This is a genomic window from Sphingobium cloacae, from assembly GCF_002355855.1.
Taxonomy (GTDB): Bacteria; Pseudomonadota; Alphaproteobacteria; order Sphingomonadales; family Sphingomonadaceae; genus Sphingobium; species Sphingobium cloacae.
On record NZ_AP017655.1, the window covers coordinates 1,163,997 to 1,185,701 of the forward strand.

Sequence of the window (21,705 nt, forward strand, 5' to 3'; positions counted from 1 at the left end):
CCGCATGGCAAAGATTCTGGTTCTCTATTATTCCTCCTACGGCCATATCGAGACGATGGCGAAGGCCGTCGCGGAAGGCGCGGCGGGCGCGGGCGCGCAGGTCGATATCAAGCGCGTGCCCGAAACCGTCCCGCTGGAGATCGCGCAGAACGCGCATTTCAAGCTGGATCAGGATGCACCCGTCGCCACCGTCGCGGAGTTGGCCGATTATGACGCGATCATCGTCGGCACCGGGACGCGCTTCGGCCGGATGTCCAGCCAGATGGCGGCTTTCCTCGATCAGGCGGGCGGATTGTGGGCGAAAGGCGCGCTCAACGGCAAGGTCGGCGGCGCCTTCACCTCGACCGCCAGCCAGCACGGCGGGCAGGAAACCACGCTCTTTTCCATCATCACCAACCTGCTCCATTTCGGCATGGTGATCGTGGGGCTGGACTATGGCTTCACCGAGCAGTTGGGCGTCGACAAGGTGCGCGGCGGCGCGCCCTATGGCGCGACCACCATCGCGGACGGCGACGGCAGCCGCCAGCCGGGCGAGGAAGAGCTGGCCGGCGCGCGCTATCAGGGCCGCCGCATCGCGGAAACGGCGATCAAACTGCACGGTTGAGGCGCCGTCGCGCCGTCATCCCATTGCTATTGCAGAGCCTTTGGGTCGCACTATGGGCTTTGCGGGAAGGGTCCGGCGCACGGGACTGCGCGCCGGACCCTTTTCCTCACGCTCCTTTTTAACCGAGGCATGTCACAATCGGCTTCCCCCGCTCGTCATGACAGCGCAACCTCCAGGAAAGGAACCGTCCATGACCGACAAGATCGACCTCTTCACTGCTGCGCCGCCGCTCATGAAAAACTGGTTCGCGATGTCCAACGCGGTCGCCGCCAGTCTGGAACCGAGCCTGGCCCATCTGGTGAAAATCCGCGCGTCGCAGATCAACCAATGCGCCAATTGCATCAACATGCATGCGCTCGACGCGCGGGCGCAGGGTGAGACGGAGCAGCGCATCCATCTGCTGCCGGCCTGGGCCGAAGCGCCCTGCTATACGCCTCGCGAACGCGCCGCTCTCGCATGGACGGAAGCCTTGACGCGCATGTCCGAAGGGCACGGCCATAGGGAAGCCCGCAAAGCGCTGGAGGCCGAATTTTCGGAAGAGGAGCAGGTGAACCTGACCTTGATGATCAACGTCATCAACGGATGGAACCGCCTGATGACGGGCTTTGGCCTGTGGATCGATCATGTTCCCGCGAAGGCCGTGGCGGCATGATCGGAGCCGGGACTCAGGCGGACGCGGCGGACAGCTTCGATCCGCTGCGTCCCCGGCTGATCCGGGTCGCCTATCGTATGCTGGGTTCGCTCGCCGACGCGGAGGATGTGGTGCAGGACGCCTTCATCCGGTGGATGGGGACAGATCGCCGCGCCGTCCGCGAACCGGAAGCCTTCCTGCGCCGCACGGTAACGCGCCTGTCCCTCGACCAGCTGAAATCGGCGCGCAGGCAGCGGGAAAGCTATGTCGGGCCATGGCTGCCCGATCCGCTGGTCAGCGACGAAGAGCAGGAGGAGGACGAAGACATCACCCTGCCCCTGATGCTGGCGCTGGAAAGGCTGTCGCCGCTGGAGCGGGCGGCGTTCCTGCTGCATGACGTGTTCGGCATGGGCTTTGACGAAGTGGCGGCGACGATTCATCGCGACGCCCCCACCTGCCGCCAGCTCGCCGCGCGGGCGCGAGGCCATGTGCGGGAGGCGCGGCCCCGCTTTCAGGTGGAAAAACGGCGCGGGCTGGAGATCGCGGAGGCTTTCTTCACCGCGTCGCGCAGCGGCGACATGACGACGCTGGGCGCGATGCTGGCCGCCGACGTCAGCATGCACAGCGACGGCGGCGGCAAGCGTCCCGCCGCGATCAGGCCGATCCTGGGGCTGAGGCAGGTGATGCGCCTGCACAAGGCGCTGGCGGTCATGTTCGGCAAATATGGATCCACGCTGGTCCGCGCCGTCATGGTGAACGGCCTGCCCGGCTTCATCACGCGTGAGGCCGACGGCGAATTGCAGACCACCGCCCTCGACGTGGAGGATGGGAAGGTGCGCGCCATCTATGTGACGCGCAACCCCGACAAGCTACGCCATCTGCATTGAAGGGTCAGAGGAAGATACGGCTCGCCCGGCGGCTGCGGCGGATGAGATGCCATGTGAGGAAAGGGACCATCAAGGCGATCGCGAACAGCCATGGCTTGCCCAGATAGGGCGTCAGATAGTGGATGAAGGCCACATGCAGATACATGATGACCAGCGATGCCTGTCCCAGCCCGATCAGCGGCCTGGCGAACGGCCGGGGCACGGCGGGCGACAGGCGGAAGATCAGGATGGAGGTCGCGATGGCCGACAGCATCGACAGCAGCGGCCAGCCATAATCGCCCGCCTTCATGTTGAGGGTCGGGAAAATCCCGGCAAGACCGCATAAGGAGAGCGCCGCCAGCGGCACGATCATCCATCGCCGCCAGCCCGTCCGCTGCCATGCCGCCCCCACCCATAGCAGGAAGAACGCCATCGGCACCGTGAGCAGGCCCATGGGCGAAATATCCGTCGCCCATCCTGCCCCATAAGCGACCAGCAGGCTCCCGCCCGCCGCCATCGCCCCATATGCCTGGCGGGGCTCGGACCATCGGCTCAGCAGCGCATTGAACAGGATGCGCCCGGCCATCAGGCACGGCACGAACCAGAAGATCGTATAAGGCCCGCGCAGCCATGTGCCACCCAGCAGGATCGGGATCAGGTCCTGCGGCCAATGGGTGAAGATGGGGCGGTTTCCCTTCAGCGGCTCGATGATCTGGTCGGCAAGGATCAGCAGGGCGAGGAAAGCGAAATAGGGCCGCATCTGGCCCGCCACCTGCCGCCATGCAAAGCGCGCGACCGGTTGCGGCCGGGTCAGAGCGCCCGACAGCAGGAAGAAGAGCGGCATGTGGAAGCTGTAGAGCGCATCGCGCACCGGCCCACGCGTCCACACATGCGCGGCGACCACCGCGACGATGCCGATGCCCCGCGCCACATCGACCCATTCGAGACGTTCGCCCTTCATGCCGCGGGCATAGCGTGGTTGTTCATCGACTCCACCCCCTGTAGGAAGACCGCAACCTTCCCATGCATGGTTTCCGATCGGATCACTATCTTGTCCCTGCTCAACGACAAAGTCCTCTTCATCGACGGCGAAGCCATCATCCTGAACAAGCCGGCCGGACTGCCCGTCGATGCCCCGCGCGACGGATCGCTGAGCCTGGAAAACTATTTGTCCTCGCTAACCTTCGGCTTTCAGCGCTGGCCGCTGGCGGTGCACCGGCTGGACCGGGACACCAGCGGATGCCTGCTGCTCGCCCGCAACCCCAAGGCGCACAAGCGCTTCGCCGCCGCGTTCGAGGCGGGAACGGTGACGAAACGCTATGTCGCGGTGGTCGAGGGCGTTCCGTCGGAGGAAAGCGGAATCATCGACCTTCCGCTCAAGAAGATCAGCAGCGTCGAGAAAGGCTGGCGCATGGTCGCCGACCGCTCCGGCAAGAGCGCCGTCACTCACTGGCGCAGGATCTCGGAGAAAGATGGACGCGCCCTGATCGCCTTCATGCCGCGAACCGGGCGCACGCACCAGATTCGCGTCCACGCGCTTCAGGGGCTGGGCGCGGCTATCGTCGGCGATCCGGTCTATGGCAATGCAGGGGAGCCGATGCTGCTCCATAGCCGCTTCCTCAGCATCCCGCGCAATGCAAAGCCGGCCGTGGAGGCCACCGCCCCCCTGCCCGCCACCTTCGCGCAGGCGGGCTTTGGCGAAGAGCTTCTGGACGACGCCGCATAGACGAATCGCCGACACCGAATTTTCCCGTTTCTTATTGAAACGAAGAAGACGTGCCCTATATCGGCTCCGTTCGCCCCATGGCGCACATTGGATGGCCCGGCAGCTTTCCCCTCCCCCTCGCTGCCGGGTCATTTTTCCATTCCTTTTGCATCGGCCCGCTTTGCGCTACATCGCGACCATGCCTGCCATTCCGATCACCCGGTCCATTGCCATCGACAGCGATGAGATTTCCGAGACGTTCGTCCGCTCGACGGGCGCGGGCGGGCAGCATGTCAACACGACCGACAGCGCCGTGCAGTTGCGCTTCGACGTCGCCAGCAGCCCCTCCCTTCCCGAAGCGGTCAAGCACCGGCTCGCCGCGATCGCCGGGCGGCGGATGACGGCGGACGGCATCCTGATCCTGCGGTCGGAAGGATCGCGCTCGCAACTCATGAATCGGCAGGAAGTGACGGCGCGGCTGGTCGACCTGATCCGCCAGGCGACCATCGTGCCCAAGAATCGCAAGGCCACCAAGCCCACCAAGGCATCGAAAACCCGGCGCATGGACGGCAAGTCGAAGCGCGGCGCGGTCAAGAGCCTGCGCCGCAAGCCGGTGGATTGACCGGGCGCCATCCCGCCGTGGCGTTCGGCGGTGCCAGGGCCTATATGCCCGCCATGTTCGATTTCGCTCCCGCCGCAGACAGCGACAAGCCTGCCCTTTACGCCGACCTGCTCTCCGCCGCCGACGCCCTGACCGGCGGCGAGACGGATGCCATCGCCAATATGGCGAATGTCTCCGCGCTGATCTGGCAATTCCTGCCCGACCTCAATTGGGCGGGCTTCTATCGCATGGTGGACGGCGCATTGCTGCTCGGCCCGTTTCAGGGCAAGGCCGCCTGCATCCGCATCCCGCTGGGCAAGGGCGTTTGCGGCACCGCGGCGCAGACGCGCCAGACGCAGCTGGTGGAGGATGTCCACGCCTTTCCCGGCCATATCGCCTGCGACGCCGCCAGCGCGTCTGAAATCGTGGTGCCCATCGTGTATCGCGACAGGCTGGTCGGCGTGCTCGATCTGGACAGTCCGCTTGCAGGCCGTTTCGACAGGGATGATGCGGCGGGACTGGAGGCGCTGGTCGCGTCGATCGCCCCGCGCATCGGCTGAAATCCGTTAATTTCTGCCCCGTTTCGGGACAAGCCAGCCGGCCCCGAACTCTTGGAAACGCGCGGATCGCCATGCTAAACAGCCCGTTAGCAATTGGCGGGCGGCTCCCATGCGCCCACCGGACGAACAGGGAGTTTGGACATGCGGAACCGGAGCATCCTTATCCTCGGCGTGATCCTGCTGGGCGGGGCGAGCGCGCCTGCCATGGCATCGGGCGCGGCGCCGGGCGGCGCATCGCTGCCGGTCATGGGCAAGGGCTATTCCGGCCCCCGGCCCGGCCATGGATGGAATGGCGGCCACCGCTGGGGCCCTCGCCATGGCGGGCGCTGGTATGCGGGCTGGCAGGCGCCGGGCGGATGGGCGGCCTATCGCCGCCCCGTCTATGGCTATATCCTGCCGCGCTACTGGGTCAATCGCACCTACTATATCGGCAATTACGGCGCTTATGGCTTGCCCGCGCCGGCTTACGGCTATGGCTGGTCGCGCTATTATGACGATGCGGTGATGACCGACCGCTTCGGCCGCGTCTACGACTGGCGCGACGATATCGACTGGGATCGTTACGAGGGCGGCTATGCCGACGACGATCGCGCGCGCCGCCGGGACAACGGCGTCGGCGGCGCGGTGGCAGGCGCGGTCGTCGGCGGCGTCGCGGGCAATCTGATCGGGGGCAAGGGCAACCGCACGGCGGGCACGCTGATCGGCGCAGGGGTCGGCGCGGCGGCGGGCTATGCCATCGACAAGGCCGAGGACCGGGGCCGCGACGGCCCGCCTCCGCCCCGCGCCGGCGTGGACTACGACCCCGGCGCGCCGGACGATGCGGTCACCTATGACAATGCCTGGCAGGGCCGCTGGACCGGCACCTGGCACGACAGGGACGGCAAGGCCTATGAGGGCCAATATGAAGGCCGCTTCGAGGGCACGGCCGAAGGCGCGCCGGGCGTGGACTATGCCGCGCCGCCCTATGATGGCCCGTCGCATTGGGGGGACGGCGGCGTTTCCCATGGCGGAGGCTACATCTCGGGCGGCTATTATTATCCCGCGCCGACGGTGACGACGGTCGTGGTCAATCCCGCGACGACCACCACCACGACGACCACCTACGTGACCGAGAAGGTTCGCTATCGCAAAACGGTGCCCCGGTCGAAGATCATCCGGTCCTGCCGCTGCAAATAAGGCAGCCATCCGGGTCGCCCGCGCTGCCGAGGCGCGGGCGTTTCCCGCATCACCCTGAATATGTTCGGCAGGACGATGGAGGACAGGTCCACCCTCTCCTCAATCCATCCGCGCCTCCCATGGGGAGAGGCCGCCTATCCTATTTACGGAAGACCCGCGCCAGTTCCACCGGCAGGGACGGTTGTTCACGCGGGATGTCGCTGCGGACGGCGTGGCTTTGCTCGGCCGGGTCGAAGCGGGTCCAGCCTGCCCGCGTCAGCTTCTCCAGCGGGCGGTAGCGGACCTTATATTGCATCCGCTGCGATCCTTCGACCCAATAGCCCAGATACACATAGGGCAGGCCCGCGCGCGCCGCGCTCAATATATGGTCCATGATGATGAAGTTGCCCAGGCCCTTGCGATGCTCCAGCACCGTGTCGAAGAAACTGTAGATCATCGACAGCCCGTCGCCCTGCCGGTCGGTCAGGCATGCGCCGACCAGGCGGCCCGGCCGCCCGTCCTCGCCCGGTTCGCGATATTCGATGACATGGCTGTCGACAGGCGTCTGCTCGACCATGTCGGCAAAGTCCATCTCGTCCATTTCGGCCATGCCGCCGCCGGGATGCCGCACGGAAAGATAGCGCCGCAACAGGGCGAACTGCTCCTCCGTCGACCACGGCTTGCAGGCGGTGACGATCAGATCCTCATTCTTCCGCAGCAATTTGCGCTGGGTCGCGTTCGGCTGGAACTCGCCCGCCACTACCCGCACCGATATGCAGGCCGAACAGTCGGCGCAACTGGGGCGGTAAGCGACATTCTGGCTGCGGCGGAAGCCGATTCGGCCCAGCGCGTCGTTCAGTTCGGACGCATTTTCCCCGGACAGTTCCGTGAACACCTTCCGTTCGCTCTTGCCCGGCAGATAGGGGCAGGGCGACGGATTGGTGACGAAAAAGCGCGGGAAACGGAAAGGCGCGGTCACGCTCCCCTCTCCTTCTGCACCCTGTTCGCCGGACGATTCATGGGTGGACTATGCCGCTCCGGCCCGCCCGTGAAAAGACCGTTTACCACGAAAAAGGGATGAAGCGCGCGCCGTCATGCCACTTCGATCGGCGCGACCTCATAACCGGCTTCGCGCAAAGCGGCGATCAGGCGCTGGAGATGGGCGCGATCCCGCGTCTCGCACTCCACGTCGAGGCTGAGCCCCTTGGCGGGCAGATTGGTGAAAATGCGCTGGTGCGACAGTTCAAGGATATTGACCGCTTCCTGATCGAAGATACGGGCGACATGGAACAGCGCGCCCGGACGGTCCTGCAACCGGATGCGCAGGCGCGCCAGACGGCCCGACCGCGCCAGATCGCGCAGCAGCACATTGGCGAGCAGCCGCGTATCGATATTGCCGCCGGTCAGCACCAGCCCGACATGGCGGCCCGCGAACATCTCCCGATGGGTGAGCAGCGCGGCGAGGCCCGCGGCCCCCGCCCCTTCCACGACCGTCTTTTCGATCTGGAGCAGCAGGCTCACCGCTTCCTCCAGGCAACGCTCATTGACCAGCAGCACGTCGTCGGCCAGCCGCTCGACGAAGCGGCGGGTGAGTTCGCCCGGATGCTTGACGGCGATCCCCTCGGCCAGCGTGTCGCCGTCGCAGGGCAGATCCGCGCCCTTGATATAGTCGTACATGGACGGATAGAGTTCCGCCTGCACCGCGACCAGGCGGATGTCGGGCTTCATCGCCCGCGCCGCCGTGCCCATGCCGGAAAACAGGCCGCCGCCGCCGATGGGGATGATGAGGGTGTCGATCTCCGGCGCCTGCTCCAGCATTTCCAGCGCGATAGTGCCCTGCCCGGCGATGATGTCGGGCTGATCGAAGGGATGGACGAAGGTCAGCTCCTCCTCCGCTTCCAGCTTGCGTGCGTGGGCATAGGCATCGTCGAACTTCTCGCCATATTGCACGACGCGCGCGCCATGGCCCTGCGTCTGCGTCACCTTCACCGTGGGCGTGGTGGTCGGCATGACGATGGTGACGGGCACGCCCAGCCGCTTGCCATGATAGGCAAGACCCTGCGCATGATTGCCCGCCGACGCGGCGATCACGCCCTTCTTCTTCGCGCCCTCGTCCAGTTGCAACAGGCAGTTGAGCGCGCCGCGCTCCTTATAGGCGGCGGTGAACTGGAGATTTTCGAACTTCAGGAACACCTTGCAGCCGAGCATGTCGGACAGCGTCTGGCTGACCAGCGTGGGCGTCTGCACGATGGAACCCGAAATGCGCACGCGCGCCGCAAGGATGTCATCCACGGAAACGGGCAGCGGCAGGGCGCCTTCAATCTTGGTCAGAGTGTTCATGGGGAGGCCCCTATACGAAAATTACGACGGAAGAAACTGGCACCCGCTGCAAACTGGCCCTATGGCTAGGGGAACGCACATAAAGAACGGGATCTATGGCACATATCGCGTTTATCGGCCTGGGCATCATGGGCGGTCCGATCGCGGGGCATCTGGCCAAGGCGGGACACAGGCTCACCGTCTACAACCGCTCCATCGGCAAGGCGAAAAGCTGGGCGGAAGCCTATGGCGGAGAGGTCGCGATCAGTCCGGCCAAGGCGGCGGAGGAAGCGGACATCGTCATCAGCTGCGTCGGGACCGACGACGACCTGTCGCAGATCACGCTGGGCCGCGACGGGGTGTTCCGGGCGATGAAGACGGGCAGCCTCTTCATCGACCACACCACGGTGTCCGCGCGCATCGCCCGGCAGCTTTATGTCGAAGGGCAGAATCTGGGGCTGTATTGCGTGGACGCGCCGCTGACCGGGGGGCAGATCGGCGCGGAGAACGGGACGCTTTCCATCATGTGCGGCGGGGCGAAGCCGGCGGTCGCGGCAGCGCGGATCGTGATGCAGGCCTATGCGGCGCGTATCGTCCATGTGGGCGGCGCGGGCGCGGGGCAGACGACCAAGATGGTGAACCAGATATGCCTTGCAGGCACCTTGCAGGGCGTGGCGGAGGCGCTGCGGTTCGCGCAGGCCGCCAATCTGGACGTGGACAAGATCTATGACGCGATTTCGGGCGGCGCGGCGCAAAGCTGGGTGATGGACAATCAATGGAAGTCGATGGCGCAGGACAGTTTCGATTTCGGCCTGTCGGTGGACTGGATGCGCAAGGATCTGGGGCTGGCGCTGGAGGAAGCGCGGGCCAATGGCGCGACACTGCCGGTGACGGCGCTGGTCGATCAATTCTATGCCGATGTGCAGGCGATGGGCGGCCATCGGCAGGACATCAGCGCACTCGTGCGGCGGATCACGCGGGCATGAGGGTTGCATGGCTGGCGGCGCTGGCCGCGACGGTTCTGCCGATGCCAGCGCTCGCTTCGGGCGTGATCGACAATGTGAACGGCATCGCGCTCGACGCGCAGGGAAAGGTCGTGCGCTTCGGTGCGCTGCTGATCGACGATGAGGGGAAGGTCGAGAAGCTGCTCCCCGGCCGTTATCAGGAACCGACGCCGCCCAGGCGCAAGAAACGCAAGGACGACGCCCCTGCGCCCAAGCGGCTGGACTTCAAGCTGGACGCGGGCGGCAAGACGCTGATCCCCGGCCTGATCGACGCGCATGGGCATGTGATGGGGCTGGGCCTGTCGCTGGTGACGCTGGACCTGTCGGACACGCGGTCGCTGGCGGAGGCGCAGGCGAAGATACGCGCCTATGCCGCCGCCAATACGGGGCGGAAGTGGATCATCGGCACGGGCTGGAATCAGGAACAATGGGGATTGGGCCGTTTCCCGACCGCCGCCGAACTGGATGCCGCCGTGTCCGACATTCCGGTCTGGCTGGAACGGGTGGACGGCCATGCGGGCTGGGCCAACAGCCTGGCGCTGAAGGCGGCCGGGGTCACGGCCACGACGAAGGCTCCTTCCGGCGGACGGATCGAGGGCGGCGTGCTGGTGGACAAGGCGATGGACCTGATGGCCCGCGTCGTGCCGCCGCCCGCGCCCAAGGATCGGGACATCGCGCTTGAAAAGGCCCAGCAGGCGCTGCTCGCCGCCGGCGTCACCGCGATCGCCGACATGGGGACCGGCATCGAAGACTGGCAGGCGTTCCGCCGCTCCGCCGACCGGGGGGCGCTGCGGGTGCGGATCATGGCCTATGCGCGGGGCCTTGAGAATATGGTGCTGATCGCCGGGCCCGAACCGACGCCGTGGCTCTATGACGATCATCTGCGGATGGGCGGGGTCAAGCTGGTGCTGGACGGCACGCTAGGGTCGCGGGGAGCATGGCTCAAGGCCGACTATGCCGACGCGCCGGGGCAGAAGGGGTCTCCCATGATCCCCTCGACCCAGCTTCGCAACGTCATGAGCCGGGCGTCGATGGACAATTTCCAGATCGCCGTCCACGCCATCGGTGACGCGGCGAACAGCGAAGTGCTGGACGCGATCACGGAGCTGGCCGAAACCTACAAGGGTGACCGGCGCTGGCGCGTCGAGCATGCGCAGATCGTCTCGCCCGGCGACCTGCCGCGCTTCGGACAGTTCGGCATCGTCGCGTCGATGCAGCCGATCCATGCGGCGTCCGACTGGCGCATGGCGACCGCGCGCCTGGGCGAGGCTCGGCTGAAGGGCGCCTATGCGTGGAAGTCCATGCTGGACAATCGGGTGCCGCTGGCCTTCGGGTCGGACGCCCCGGTCGAAAGCCCCAACCCCTTCCCCGGCATCGCCGCCGCCATGAGCCGCGAGGATGCGAAGGGCGAGCCGCCGGGCGGCTGGATGCCGGAACAGCGTATCGGCTTCGAAGCGGCGCTGGACGCTTTCACGCGGCAGGCGGCCTATGCCGGTTTCGCGGAGAAGCGCTTCGGCAGCCTGATACCCGGCCAGCGCGCGGACTTCCTGCTGATCGACCGCGATATTTCCATCAGCCGCCCCGCCGACATCCGGGCGACGGGGGTTATGGAGACGTGGATCGGCGGCAAGCGGGTCTATGTGAAGGGGCAAGGAGAAGTGCTTCGGTAATGGCTGGCGCCGGCGATTTGTTGCCGTTCCAACCTCCTTTCGGGCTGAGCCCTTCGAACGAGCATAGCCCATAACCCTAAAGCGCAAACAGCCGCCCCAACGCCTTGTCCAGCATCACCAATTGCCACAACAAACGACCGTGGTCGGCCAGGCCAGACCTGTGGTCGGCGGCGACCCTGGCCAGCAATTTCGTTTCGAACCAGCCGGTCCGCGCCAGCGCCGATCCGCCCGCGACCGCCATCGCCTCTCCCGCCAGCGCGCCGCGGAACCAGTCGCTGATCGGCGTCACGAAGCCCATTTTCGGGCGGTAGAGTATGTCCTGCGGCAGGAACGGCTCCATCGCCTTCTTCATCAGATATTTGCCGCTATTGCCCCGGATGCGCAGCGGCACCGGCAGACGCGAGGCAAATTCGACGAGGCGATGGTCGAGCAGCGGCTCGCGCGCTTCCAGGCTGACGGCCATGCTCATGCGGTCGGTCTTGGTCAGTATGTCGCCGGGGAGCCAGATGCGGATATCGGCATATTGCGCCCGGTCCAGCGCGTCGCGCGCGGGCGCGTTCGCCATCGCCGCGATATAGCGATCCTCCGCCCGGTAAGCGCCCAGCGTCGTTTTCACATCCTGCGTAAAGAGGCGGCGGCGCAGGTCATAGGGCGTGACGCCGACCGATGCGGCATAGGCCTCCCCGCCCTCCCCCGCCAGTTCGAGCAGCGTCGACTTGGCGCGCAGGGGGCGCGGCGCCCAGTCGGCCTTGGGATACCAGCGGCCCAGCGCTCCGAAGACGGACTGACGGAATCCTGCTGGCAGCAGGGCGCGAACCCGCTCCCCCTGCATCTGGAAACGGTGGCGGCGGTAACCCGCGAAGGCTTCGTCCGCGCCGTCGCCGGACAGGGCCACCGTCACCTGCTCCCGCGCCAGTTCGCAGACGCGATAGGTGGGAAGCGCGGAGGCGTCCGCGAAAGGCTCGTCGAAATGGAAGGCCAGCGTGTCGATCAGGCCGTAATCGTCGGGCGACACGATGCGGGTGCGGTGATCGGTGGCGAAGCGTCGGGCGATGCGGTCGGCATAGGCGGTCTCGTCCAGCGAAGCGACATCGAAGCCGATGGTGCAGGTCTTGACCGCCTGTTTGGAGGCTTCGGCCATCAGCGCGACGACGCTCGAACTGTCCACGCCGCCGGAGAGAAACGCGCCCAGCGGCACATCGGCCACCATGCGGGAACGAACGGCCTGCCGCATCAGGGCGACCAGTTCCTCTTCCAGTTCCGCCGGTCTGGACTTGGTGCGGTCGGCGAAGCTGACATCCCAATAGCGTTGCGGCCGGGGCAAGGAACGCCCCCGCACGAGACGCAGCGTCTCCCCCGCGCCCAGCTTCCTGACCCCCGCGACGAGGCAGGCGTCGTCGGGCACATAGCCATAGGCCATATAATCCTCGACCGCCGACAGGTCCGGCGCGCGGCGCAGCAGCGGGTGGGCCAGCAGGCTCTTGAGTTCCGATCCGAAGATCAGGCTGCCGTCGGAAAGCGAGGCATAATGCAGCGGTTTCACGCCCAGCCGATCGCGCGCCATCCAGAGCGACTGCGCGCGCGCGTCGAACAGCGCGAAGGCGAACATGCCGTGGAAGCGTTCGACGCAGGCCTCCCCCCATTGGCGATAGCCGTGGAGGATGACTTCGGTGTCGCTATGGGTGCGGAAGACATGCCCCTTGTCCTCCAGTTCCGCGCGCAATTCGGCGAAATTATAGATTTCCCCATTGAAGACGACGGCCAGGCTTTCGTCCTCCGTCAACATCGGCTGGGCGCCTGCGGCAAGGTCTATGATCGAGAGGCGCAGGTGGCCGAGCCCCACGCCCGGCGCGGTCCAGACGCCGCTCCCGTCGGGGCCGCGATGAGGCATGGCGTCGATCATGGTCCGGACCCGGGCCGGATCGACCGGCTTGGCCGTTTCGAGGTGGAAGATGCCCGCAATTCCGCACATGGAGGAGGCCTTAAAGTGATTTCGAGCCAGATGGAACATCCGGCGGCCCGGAAATCACGGCGAGCAAGGAATTTCAGGCTTTATCCGGCTCCATTCGAGCCGGGCATCGCCTGATCGATGCCGACGCTGTCGTCGGCCAGATCCTTCACGTTGCCCAGATCGGCGAGGAAAGCGGCAATCGCCCTGCTCGCGGGCTGCCCTTCCGCTTCTTCCGCGGAGACGAGGATGGCCGATGCGCGCTGGTCGCTGCCGAACAGGCGGGCCTGCATGGTCGCCATCTTCACGCGGGGCTTGCTGCCGGTGGGATCGCCCCCGCCGATCGTGAAGAAGCTGACGACCTCGCGCACCACCGGGCCGGGGGCGGTGATCTGCTCGCCCAGCGCATTCTTCGGCGCGGGCGCGGGCGAGGACCAGACCCATTTCCCGTCGGGGTCGACGGACCCTTGCCCGAAGCCCACCAGTTCGCGGCCTTCTTCCTGCCGGTCGTAGGTCGCGATGGAAAGATCGACCACCTGCCCCGCCGCGTTGCGATAACGGGCCATGACGAAATGGTCCGCGCCATCGAAACGCGGCTTCCATGGGGCTCGCTGCGGCGTGTCGACGCGGGTCCATCCCTTGACGTCGGGCAAGCGGAGCGTTGCCGGCAGCGGATCGCCCGCCGCCGCCGTGGCCGCCAGCCAGAGAGGCGCCGCGACGATGAGGGCCAGGGCGGCTCCGGCGATAGTGCCGGTGGCGGCGGAACGGCGGGGCTGACGCTGCAAATCCTTCGGATCGAACCACGGATCGCCCGGCTTGCGGTCGAAGAAGGGCCAGGCGGTCGCCATCACGACCGTCAGGATGATGGCGAAGAACACCCAGCCATAGACGACATGATCGAACCCGACCGCCGCATCCACCGTCGTCATATGGGCGACGAGGATGGTCGCGAAGGCCCGCACGCCATTGGCCAGGATGGAAAGCGACAGCGCGCCCGCCATGAAGACGATCCGGCGCGGCCATGTCCGGAAGCAGACATTGCAGACCAGCACGCCATAGGCCGTCATGGCGATCAGGAACTTCGCGCCGGAACAGGCTTCCGCCACCTCGAAATAGCCGGTGGGCGTGGTGATGAAGATGCCGTCCAGATGCGCGGGAACGCCCGCTCCCGTCAGGAACAGCATGGAAAGACGCGCCGTCACGAGCTGGAGGGGAGGCACCAGCTCTTCGCCGAAGGGCACCATGAAGAAGGCGTAGAAGAGCGGGAAGACAAGGGCGCGGGATATGGCCGGGCCGAGCAGGGCGATCACCACCCCTTGCAGCATGACGACCAGCGCGCCATGACGGATCAGGGCCACGCCCGCCGCCTCGCCCACCAGCCATGCCGCGACGCCGGCGCCGAGCCAGAGCAGCCCCGGCGCCCAGGCGACCGGCTGTAACTGTTTAAGGCCGGACATGCGTTGCTGCACCAGCCAGCCGACCAGCAGGGGCACGAACAGGCAATGGCCGAAGGTGGAACTGTTCCACCAGATCGCCACCATGCTTTCCACGTCACCGAAGAACAGCGTCATGATGACCAGCGCCACCACGCCCAGCGCGGTCAGGTGGCCGCGCCAGCCGCCAAGGTCCATCCGGCGGGCCTGCATGAAGGAAAGGGTCTGTTCGGTCATGCCGCGCGCGCATCCTTTTCCGGTTGGCCGAAGAGCAGGTCCGGCACGGCGTCCAGTGTCGCGGACCAGCGATAGCGTTGCTCCATGCGCGCGCGCGCCGCCTGCGCCAGACGCGCCGCCCTGGCCGGATCGGCGAGCAGGGCGATGATCCTGGCGGCTTCCCCGGCGGGATCGGCGGCGATCAGGAAATGGGTTTCATCCTGCGCGTCGATCCCTTCGGCGGCTTGCGGCGAAGCCACGACCGGGCGCGCCATGGCCATGGCTTCGAGCACCTTGTTCTGGATGCCGCGCGCGATCCGAAGCGGCGCGACCACCACGTCCGCCGCCGCCAGCCAGCCGCGCACATCGGGCACGCCTCCGGTCACGATCACGCCGGCGAGAGCGGCGAGCGCCTGCACCGACTTCGACGGATTGCGCCCGACTATGGCGAAGCGGGCGTCGGGATGGACGGCGCGGATGGCGGGCAGGCTTTCGCGGGCAAAGCTCTCCACCGCCTCGACATTGGGGCGGTAATCCATCTGGCCAGTGAAGACGAGCAGCGGCCCCTCGCCCTTTTCGACGGCGGGGAAATCGGTGGAGGGGTCGAAAAAGTCGAGCGCCACGCCATTTTCGATGGCGACCACCTTGTCTCTTCCCTGCCCGCTCGCCTGCCGGAACAGGGCGGCTTCCGCTTCGCTGACGAAGGCGCAGACATCGGCGCGGGCGGCGGTCCTCTTCTCGAAATCCAGCAGGACGCGGCCTTCGCGCCGGTTGATCCAGGCCATGGGACCGGAACCCTCCGCGCCGTAAGCGGCATATTTGGCGGAATCGAAATCGACGAAATCCATGAGAAATCGCACAGGGTCCGGCAGCATTGGCACGAAATGCGCCATCTGCGCGGAATAGGCGACGACGGCGGAGATGGGCCGCTCCGCCATGACCTGCGCGACCCAGCGGTGCAGTTCGGGATGATCGAACAGGGAGACGAGCAGCGGCTGCCCCTTGGCGAGACCCGAAAGACCCGCGACCAGCCGCGATCTGTCCCGCATCAGGACGCGCTGGCTGGCGGCGAGCGCGGCCATCTCCTGCGCGAACCCCATGTCCCGCGCATCGTCGGCGAAGCAGCCGACATGGACCGGCGCGATCTCCGCCAGCCGCTTCAGCAGATGATAGGAGCGGATCTTGTCTCCCCGATCCGGCGGAAAGGGAATGCGGTGGCAGAGAAAGAGGATTTCTCCCGTCATCCCAACCCTCGCGAAATGAAGGGCCCGATCAGGTTCGCGACGGGGAGCGGCAGCTTCTTCCACAGGTCGATACGGCGCTGATATTGGACGCTTTGCGGGTTGATGTCGCGCTTTTGCCCCGTGTGTGACCAGCTATGGTAAGAGAGCGGCCGCGGCTCGAAACCGAAGCTCTTCTTCCATGCCGCCTGCCCGCTGCCCGCCTTGGACCGGCCGAAGTCGAACAGGCGCATCCCCCGCTCCCGGCCATGGCTCATCAGGCGATAATACATGAGTTCATTGGAACGCAGCCGCCGCGCATCCTGCACGCCGCCGCCCCAATAGGGCATCACCCGGTCGCCATGATAAAGCGTCAGCACAGCGGAGACGGCGCGGTCGCCTTCATAGACGATGGTGAAATCCGCATCCTCGCCGAAGCGGGCCAGGATTTCGCGGAACAGCCGCGCCGGAAAGACCGGCGTGCCGAGATTGCGGACGCTTTGTGCATAGACGCGATAATGGTCGCGGATGTGGCGCGGCTCCCACCCATGCTCGACCCGCAGCGCCGGGTTGGCGAGCGCCTTGCGGAGTTCGGCGCGATGCTTGCGCGGCACGGCGAGCAGTTCCGCCTCGTCATCGGCGGCGAGCGGGCGGACGAAGCCGACATGCTCATTCTCGCGCAATTCCCAATGCGCGGCAGGCGCGGGGCCGCCCCTCAGTTCGACCGACAGGTCGCCCTTGCTGCGCGCAAGCTCCTCAGCCGCCCGGACCAGCGCGGCGAGGCTGAACGGATCGTCCGCCAGAACGCCGCCATCCACGGCGAAGGCAGAGGATACCAGCGCCTGCCCGAACAACCGGCTCTTCACATGATGCAGCGGCAGCAATCCCGCGATCCGTCCCGACGGCGCAATCACCGCGAGGAGATGGCAAGGGTGGCCGGTCGCTTCCTCCACGCCCAGCAGCCATGCGGGGCGGTGGAAGGGCGTGCCATGTTCATGGCCCAGCACATAATCGTCCGCGGCCTGCGCCTGCACGGGATCGCGCAGGTCGAGAGTCGTCACCGCCAGATCGGCCTGATGGCCCGCCCTCATTGCGCGCGCTCCGCTTCGGCGTCGGCCAGCGCATCCACGCGGGTCCATGCGAAATCCCGCGTCAGGCGGCGCAGCTTGCCCGCCATCGCCGACAGGTTGCTGTAATGCCGCACTCGCGACCGCAGCGGCGCTTGCGCCACGCGGGGCTGGCCGGGATCGATTTCCCATGGGTGGAAATAGATGATGGCGGGGCGTTTCTCCTCCCGGTTCACCTGCCGGATCGCCCAGCGCGAGAAACCATAGGGAAGCAGGCGGAAAAACCCTCCTCCCCCCGCCGCCAGCGTCCGTCCGGCAAGGCGTGCGGTGGTCACCGGGAGTTCCACCAGCGGCGCGTCCTTCACCGGCTTCCATGCGAAGCGCGGGGAATCGGGCCAGCCATAATGATCGTGCCGGACCGGCGCGACGCTGCTGGAATAGCGATAGCCTTCCTCCGCCAGAACGGTGTGCGCCCATGGGGCTCGCGGGTCGATGGAAAAGCTGGGCGCGCGATAGCCGGTGACGGCCTGCCCGCTGGCGTCCTCGATGATAGCGCGGGATTTGCGGAGATCGGCGCGGAACTCTTCCGGCGTGAAGGTGAAGACGCGGGCATGGTCATAGCCATGGCTCGCCACCTCATGCCCCGCTCCGGCGATGCGGCGCATCAGCGCGGGATAGCGTTCCGCCACCCAGCCCAGGATGAAGAAGGTGGCCGTCACGCCCGCCGCGTCGAACAATTCCAGCACGGCGTCGGTGTTGCGCTCGACCCGATGGGTCAGGCCGTCCCAGTCGTCGCGCCGGATCGTGCGTTCGAACGCGCCGACCTGGAACCAGTCCTCGACATCGACAGACAGGGCATTGCGCATCATGTCCTTTCCTCGCCGGTTCACGCCCTTACGGCAAGCCGCGATCAGGCGGCGGCGCTGTGCTGATCGGGAGCCATGCGATCCTCTCGCTCCACCCAGTCGATCAACAGCGTGAGGACGCGACGCAGCGCGGCGTCCTGTTCCTGCGCGCGCGCTTCCAGGCTGCCCAGCCTCTCCTCGATCAGCGTGAAGCAATCCTTGAGCGCTTCGGGATCGACCGAGGGCACCATCGACACATGCGCCTGCGCCGCGCGGAGCGAAGCGATTTCGGCGCGCAATTCGACGATTTCCTCCAGCAGGGCGGGAGGCAGGGCCTCTTCCGCCGGCGCGGCGGCGACGGCCTGCGCATGTTCCGGCGGAGCATCGGACGCAGGCTGCGGTTCGGCCAGTTCGGCCGCCGTATCGAGAGCCGAGGGCGCGACCGCTTCCGGTTCGGCCTCATCCACGCCCATGTCGGCCATCACGGCCTGCACGGCGGCGCCATCGATCTCGGTCAGTTGCTCGATCGCGCCCAGCAGCAGCAGGCGGCTGACCAGCGCGTTGACGCGGCGGGGCACGCCGTCCGTCGCGGCATGGATGGCGGCGAAAGCCTCCGCCGTGAAATGGGGATTGCCGGTCCAGCCGACCAGCGACAGGCGATGGACGATATAGGGTTCGATCTCGCTGCCCATCATCGGTTCCAGATGATGCGTCGCGATGACGCGCTGGCGAAGCTGTTCCAGTTCCGGCGACTTCAGCAGGTCGCGAAACTCCGGCTGGCCCAGCAGGAAAATCTGGAGCAGCGATTGCCCCCCAAGCTGGAAGTTGGAGAGCATCCGCAGTTCCTCGACCGCGGAAATGGGCAGGTTCTGCGCTTCGTCGACGATCAGGAGCGACCGGCGGCCCAATCGTGCCTGCGCGTGGAGGAAGCCTTCGATCTGGCGCAATATCTGGGCCTTGGGCAGGCCGTCGACGGCCAGGCCGAAGCTCTGCGCGGCAAGGCGAAGCATGTCGTCGGCCTCCACCTGCGTCGACACGATCTTCACCGCCGTCAGCCGCTGCGGGTCGATGGTGTTCATGAGGTGGCCGACCAGCGTGGTCTTTCCCGCGCCGATGTCGCCGGTGATGACGATGAAGCCTTCACCCTGGGCCAGGCCATAGCCAAGATAGGACAGCGCCTTGCGATGCGTCGCGCTCTCGAAATAGAAATGCGGGTCCGGTGTCAGCTGGAACGGTCGGCCCTGCAATCCATAGAACTGGTCGTACATCTTGTCGTCTCCATCCGGCCTGCCGCGATACTGGCCGGAAAATCTTTAGAAGCTGTAACGCAGGCCAAGTTGACCCATGGCCGTGATCACCGTCTCGAGATCGTCGCCCTTCGCGCCGTCCACGCCCAGCGCGGCCGATGCGGTCAGGCGACGGGATATGGTGCGGTAATAGCCGGTGAACGCGCCCATGTTCAGCACGTCGGATCGGCCACCGCTGGCATTGAAATAGTTCACATAGGCGCCCGCGCCGATGCTGTCCCGCTCACTGAGCGCATAGCCCAGCGAGGCGTCGGCATACCAATTCTCATCCTTCGCGCCGCGGATATAAACGATGTCGCCCGACGGGGTGATGAACTTGCGCTGCGAATAGCCCGCGCCGACGCCGAAATTCCACGGCCCGCGCTGCCGCGCATATTGCATGGCGACGCCGCGATAGCGGAAATTGACGTCGGTGATGCCCGCCAGCGCGTCGTTGAAGCACTGGCCGCCGCCGGTGGGCGAGAAGGCGCAGCCCGTCAGGTCGCCGGTGAAGGGATTGCGCATCACGTTGAGATTGTTGCGCCCCAGCCCGGCCACGTCGGATGTTATCATGCGGCCGAAACTGTCGATCCCGTCGAAGACGATCACGGCGAACGAACTGTCGCGGCCCTGCCATGTGAAGCTGCCCTGATAGGTCATGGAGCCATAACGCCGGCCAGCCCGGGCCTCCAGCGACGTGCGGTGGCTGGGCCGCCAGAGCACGCCCACATCCCACATCATCCCGTCGAAATCGTAGAGCAGCGCGCGCGGAGAGCTTTTGTCCGTCACGAAACGTCCATGGGAAATGACCGGCACGCCTCCCTGGTCCAGCAGCGGCGAACGCTGGCTGATCCGGATATTTTCATAGCCGACGCCGCCCACGACCGCGAGCGTCGGGGAAACCGGCAGCATGGCGTCCAGCCTGCCCCATTTATCCTCGAACCGCTGGTCGAGCTGGCGCGCATCCTCGCGGCTGTAGCCGCCGCTGGCGACCAGGCCGACCGGCAGGACCACGCCCGGCGCGACGCCGACCGATCCGGTGAGCAGGTGCGACCAGCTATCGTCGAACGACCGGCCGCCTTGTCCGCCGGGCAGCTCATATCTGGAATTGTCCTCCACCCGCGCATAGCCGAGGCGATAGGCAGCGGTGACGTCGAAAATGCCCAGCTTGTCGGCATAGGTCGGCCCGGCATAGGCGGCATAGACCTGGCTGCTATAGCCTCCGCCGAAGCTGGACGCGCCGGAATAGCCGTCCGACCGCGCCCGCGCGCCCAGCGCGCCCGCATCGAAGGCCAGGCCGCGCGCGATGTTGATCCGGCCGCTGACGATGCCGCTGATGATATCCTGATCGGCGGTATCGCCGCTCCAGCTGAAGAGGTGGCTATATTGCGCGTCGGCCACCGCTTCCACGCGGCGGCTCTGGAACTGGGCGGTCACGCCCGCCGTAACGGCGGTATAGGTGAGGACGTCGCCATCCCCTCCCTTGAGCGGCGCGAGGACGACCTGATCGATCCCCAGATAGGGCGTCACATCGGTGCGATGACCATTGGCGCCCGATTGGGCGAAAGCGGGCGTGGCGCACGCCGCCGCGGCTGCCGCGCTCCATGCGATCCATCGCCCGCGTCCTGCGAGAAGCCGGGTGGTCATGAACTGCTGCCTTCCTTCGAATAATAGCCGCCGAAACGGCGCGTGCCCCCGCCGAAGCGGACGCCGTTGAGCAGAAGCTGCACCTGCGTCCCGCCCTTCAGCATGGCGGCCGCCTCGCGCAGGGCGCTTTCACTGGTCCTGTCGGCCCGCACGACGAGCAATGAGATGGCGGCATGCCCCGCCAGCACCGCCGCGGCCGAAGCCGCCAGCAAGGGCGGCGAATCGAACAGGATGATGCGTTCGGGCCGCCCTTCCGTCAGGCGCTTGAGCAATGCGTCGGTACGCGCGGACGAGAGATATTCCGTGTCGTTGTTGCTCGGCTGCCCCGAAGGGAGCACGGACAGCGCGGGAATGTCGGTGCGGATCACGCAATCCTCGATCGCGATGGCGGGATTGCTGAGCGCGTCCATCAGGCCGGGACCGGGATTCAGCCCCAGCGCTTCGGGGATGCCCGGCTTGCCGAAATCGGCGTCCACCAGCAGGATTTCCCTGTCCTTCTCCGCCGCAAGGCTGAGCGCGAGATTGACGGCGCAGAAGCTCTTGCCCTCCCCGCTATGGGGCGAACAGATGAGGATGCGATTGCCGCGCGGATTGTCCTGCAACTGGGTCAGCAGGTCGCGCTTGAGCAGGCGGAACTCCTCGCTCATCGTGGTGACGGGACCGCCGGGGAGCAGATAGCCCGCCTCCGCCAGCTTTTCCCGGTCCACGGCCTGCACCGGGCCAATCCATGCCGGCGCGCGGAACGGAGGCTCCTCGGACGTGGGCACGGCGAATTCCGGCGCGATCTCGGCGGCTGGCAGCGGCGTTTCGGCTGGCGCTTCCACCACGGGCGCGGCGCGGCCTCTCAGCGCGGCATCGAAATCGTAGATCTGCGTCGCGCGTTCGAATAGCGAGCCGCTGGCCGACAGGGAGCTATGCTTGTTCATGG

At 66.5% G+C, this 21,705-nt stretch carries 20 protein-coding genes; 9 read left to right on the forward strand and 11 right to left on the reverse strand.

Going from position 1 to position 21,705, the window contains the following annotated elements:
- The first annotated feature begins 4 nt into the window (after nt 1-4).
- The 3 genes from wrbA (at nt 5) to SCLO_RS05710 (ending at nt 2,122) form a co-directional block, all read left to right on the forward strand.
- Nucleotides 5-604, forward strand: a complete 600-nt coding sequence (wrbA, locus tag SCLO_RS05700; protein WP_066520801.1) for an NAD(P)H:quinone oxidoreductase — start codon at nt 5-7, stop codon at nt 602-604.
- A 190-nt stretch (nt 605-794) separates the two neighbouring features.
- Nucleotides 795-1,256, forward strand: a complete 462-nt coding sequence (locus SCLO_RS05705; RefSeq protein ID WP_066520799.1) for a carboxymuconolactone decarboxylase family protein — start codon at nt 795-797, stop codon at nt 1,254-1,256.
- Nucleotides 1,253-2,122 (forward strand): sigma-70 family RNA polymerase sigma factor, encoded by an 870-nt coding sequence (locus tag SCLO_RS05710; protein ID WP_066520797.1) that lies wholly within the window; start codon nt 1,253-1,255, stop codon nt 2,120-2,122. Before SCLO_RS05705 ends, SCLO_RS05710 begins: the two co-directional genes overlap by 4 nt.
- Before the next feature lie 4 nt (nt 2,123-2,126).
- On the opposite strand, the gene SCLO_RS05715 is transcribed toward SCLO_RS05710, so the two are convergent.
- Complete coding sequence (locus tag SCLO_RS05715) at nt 2,127-3,062, reverse strand: acyltransferase family protein (protein WP_066520794.1); 936 nt, start codon at nt 3,060-3,062, stop codon at nt 2,127-2,129.
- A 90-nt stretch (nt 3,063-3,152) separates the two neighbouring features.
- Here SCLO_RS05715 and SCLO_RS05720 point away from each other — a divergent pair, with 90 nt between their 5' ends.
- The 4 genes from SCLO_RS05720 to SCLO_RS05735 all read left to right on the forward strand — a co-directional run bounded on the left by SCLO_RS05720 (nt 3,153) and on the right by SCLO_RS05735 (nt 6,143).
- Entirely contained in the window at nt 3,153-3,827 is a 675-nt protein-coding gene (locus SCLO_RS05720; protein ID WP_066520812.1) for an RluA family pseudouridine synthase, read from the forward strand.
- 178 nt (nt 3,828-4,005) lie between these two features.
- Nucleotides 4,006-4,428 (forward strand): alternative ribosome rescue aminoacyl-tRNA hydrolase ArfB, encoded by a 423-nt coding sequence (gene arfB, locus SCLO_RS05725; protein WP_066520809.1) that lies wholly within the window; start codon nt 4,006-4,008, stop codon nt 4,426-4,428.
- A 53-nt stretch (nt 4,429-4,481) separates the two neighbouring features.
- On the forward strand, nt 4,482-4,967 hold the full coding sequence (locus tag SCLO_RS05730; RefSeq protein ID WP_066520807.1) for a GAF domain-containing protein: 486 nt from the start codon (nt 4,482-4,484) through the stop codon (nt 4,965-4,967).
- A gap of 141 nt (nt 4,968-5,108) precedes the next feature.
- A complete protein-coding gene (locus SCLO_RS05735; protein ID WP_066520792.1) occupies nt 5,109-6,143 on the forward strand; it encodes an RcnB family protein in 1,035 nt (344 codons plus the stop codon).
- Nucleotides 6,144-6,282: 139 nt separating this feature from the next.
- On the opposite strand, the gene SCLO_RS05740 is transcribed toward SCLO_RS05735, so the two are convergent.
- Together SCLO_RS05740 and SCLO_RS05745 are read right to left on the reverse strand one after the other, a co-directional pair.
- Nucleotides 6,283-7,101, reverse strand: coding sequence for an arginyltransferase (locus SCLO_RS05740; RefSeq protein ID WP_066520790.1), 819 nt, complete (start codon nt 7,099-7,101; stop codon nt 6,283-6,285).
- A 113-nt stretch (nt 7,102-7,214) separates the two neighbouring features.
- A complete protein-coding gene (locus SCLO_RS05745; protein ID WP_066520787.1) occupies nt 7,215-8,462 on the reverse strand; it encodes a threonine ammonia-lyase in 1,248 nt (415 codons plus the stop codon).
- A 95-nt stretch (nt 8,463-8,557) separates the two neighbouring features.
- Between SCLO_RS05745 and SCLO_RS05750 the strand changes: the two genes are divergently transcribed.
- Complete coding sequence (locus SCLO_RS05750) at nt 8,558-9,427, forward strand: NAD(P)-dependent oxidoreductase (protein WP_066520784.1); 870 nt, start codon at nt 8,558-8,560, stop codon at nt 9,425-9,427.
- A complete protein-coding gene (locus SCLO_RS05755; RefSeq protein WP_066520781.1) occupies nt 9,424-11,115 on the forward strand; it encodes an amidohydrolase in 1,692 nt (563 codons plus the stop codon). The genes SCLO_RS05750 and SCLO_RS05755 overlap by 4 nt, the downstream gene beginning before the upstream one ends.
- Nucleotides 11,116-11,191: 76 nt before the next feature.
- Here the strand turns inward: SCLO_RS05755 and SCLO_RS05760 are convergent, their stop codons facing one another.
- From SCLO_RS05760 to SCLO_RS05795, 8 genes are all read right to left on the reverse strand, one after another.
- Complete coding sequence (locus SCLO_RS05760) at nt 11,192-13,087, reverse strand: XrtA/PEP-CTERM system amidotransferase (RefSeq protein WP_066520778.1); 1,896 nt, start codon at nt 13,085-13,087, stop codon at nt 11,192-11,194.
- A gap of 80 nt (nt 13,088-13,167) precedes the next feature.
- Nucleotides 13,168-14,733: an exosortase A gene (gene xrtA / locus SCLO_RS05765; protein WP_066520775.1), complete on the reverse strand. Its 1,566-nt coding sequence runs from the start codon at nt 14,731-14,733 to the stop codon at nt 13,168-13,170.
- Nucleotides 14,730-15,956, reverse strand: coding sequence for a TIGR03087 family PEP-CTERM/XrtA system glycosyltransferase (locus tag SCLO_RS05770; protein ID WP_066520772.1), 1,227 nt, complete (start codon nt 15,954-15,956; stop codon nt 14,730-14,732). The genes xrtA and SCLO_RS05770 overlap by 4 nt, the downstream gene beginning before the upstream one ends.
- Entirely contained in the window at nt 15,953-17,023 is a 1,071-nt protein-coding gene (locus SCLO_RS05775; RefSeq protein ID WP_066520770.1) for a FemAB family XrtA/PEP-CTERM system-associated protein, read from the reverse strand. The genes SCLO_RS05770 and SCLO_RS05775 overlap by 4 nt, the downstream gene beginning before the upstream one ends.
- Nucleotides 17,020-17,868 carry an XrtA system polysaccharide deacetylase gene (locus SCLO_RS05780; protein WP_174521986.1) on the reverse strand — a complete coding sequence of 283 codons (849 nt, stop codon included), beginning with the start codon at nt 17,866-17,868 and terminating at the stop codon, nt 17,020-17,022. Before SCLO_RS05780 ends, SCLO_RS05775 begins: the two co-directional genes overlap by 4 nt.
- A 41-nt stretch (nt 17,869-17,909) precedes the next feature.
- Nucleotides 17,910-19,112 carry an XrtA/PEP-CTERM system-associated ATPase gene (locus SCLO_RS05785; RefSeq protein ID WP_066520768.1) on the reverse strand — a complete coding sequence of 401 codons (1,203 nt, stop codon included), beginning with the start codon at nt 19,110-19,112 and terminating at the stop codon, nt 17,910-17,912.
- A gap of 45 nt (nt 19,113-19,157) precedes the next feature.
- Nucleotides 19,158-20,777, reverse strand: coding sequence for a hypothetical protein (locus SCLO_RS05790; protein ID WP_066520765.1), 1,620 nt, complete (start codon nt 20,775-20,777; stop codon nt 19,158-19,160).
- Nucleotides 20,774-21,703, reverse strand: coding sequence for an AAA family ATPase (locus SCLO_RS05795; protein ID WP_066520762.1), 930 nt, complete (start codon nt 21,701-21,703; stop codon nt 20,774-20,776). The genes SCLO_RS05790 and SCLO_RS05795 overlap by 4 nt, the downstream gene beginning before the upstream one ends.
- Nucleotides 21,704-21,705: the final 2 nt, after the last annotated feature.

Coding starts and splice junctions, on each gene's coding strand:
- wrbA (WP_066520801.1), top strand. CDS start 5: ATGGCAAAGATTCTGGTTCTCTATTATTCCTCCTACGGCCATATCGAG.
- SCLO_RS05705 (WP_066520799.1), top strand. CDS start 795: ATGACCGACAAGATCGACCTCTTCACTGCTGCGCCGCCGCTCATGAAA.
- SCLO_RS05710 (WP_066520797.1), top strand. CDS start 1,253: ATGATCGGAGCCGGGACTCAGGCGGACGCGGCGGACAGCTTCGATCCG.
- SCLO_RS05715 (WP_066520794.1), bottom strand. CDS start 3,062: ATGAAGGGCGAACGTCTCGAATGGGTCGATGTGGCGCGGGGCATCGGC.
- arfB (WP_066520809.1), top strand. CDS start 4,006: ATGCCTGCCATTCCGATCACCCGGTCCATTGCCATCGACAGCGATGAG.
- SCLO_RS05730 (WP_066520807.1), top strand. CDS start 4,482: ATGTTCGATTTCGCTCCCGCCGCAGACAGCGACAAGCCTGCCCTTTAC.
- SCLO_RS05735 (WP_066520792.1), top strand. CDS start 5,109: ATGCGGAACCGGAGCATCCTTATCCTCGGCGTGATCCTGCTGGGCGGG.
- SCLO_RS05745 (WP_066520787.1), bottom strand. CDS start 8,462: ATGAACACTCTGACCAAGATTGAAGGCGCCCTGCCGCTGCCCGTTTCC.
- SCLO_RS05750 (WP_066520784.1), top strand. CDS start 8,558: ATGGCACATATCGCGTTTATCGGCCTGGGCATCATGGGCGGTCCGATC.
- SCLO_RS05755 (WP_066520781.1), top strand. CDS start 9,424: ATGAGGGTTGCATGGCTGGCGGCGCTGGCCGCGACGGTTCTGCCGATG.
- SCLO_RS05760 (WP_066520778.1), bottom strand. CDS start 13,087: ATGTGCGGAATTGCGGGCATCTTCCACCTCGAAACGGCCAAGCCGGTC.
- xrtA (WP_066520775.1), bottom strand. CDS start 14,733: ATGACCGAACAGACCCTTTCCTTCATGCAGGCCCGCCGGATGGACCTT.
- SCLO_RS05770 (WP_066520772.1), bottom strand. CDS start 15,956: ATGACGGGAGAAATCCTCTTTCTCTGCCACCGCATTCCCTTTCCGCCG.
- SCLO_RS05775 (WP_066520770.1), bottom strand. CDS start 17,023: ATGAGGGCGGGCCATCAGGCCGATCTGGCGGTGACGACTCTCGACCTG.
- SCLO_RS05780 (WP_174521986.1), bottom strand. CDS start 17,868: ATGATGCGCAATGCCCTGTCTGTCGATGTCGAGGACTGGTTCCAGGTC.
- SCLO_RS05785 (WP_066520768.1), bottom strand. CDS start 19,112: ATGTACGACCAGTTCTATGGATTGCAGGGCCGACCGTTCCAGCTGACA.
- SCLO_RS05790 (WP_066520765.1), bottom strand. CDS start 20,777: ATGACCACCCGGCTTCTCGCAGGACGCGGGCGATGGATCGCATGGAGC.
- SCLO_RS05795 (WP_066520762.1), bottom strand. CDS start 21,703: ATGAACAAGCATAGCTCCCTGTCGGCCAGCGGCTCGCTATTCGAACGC.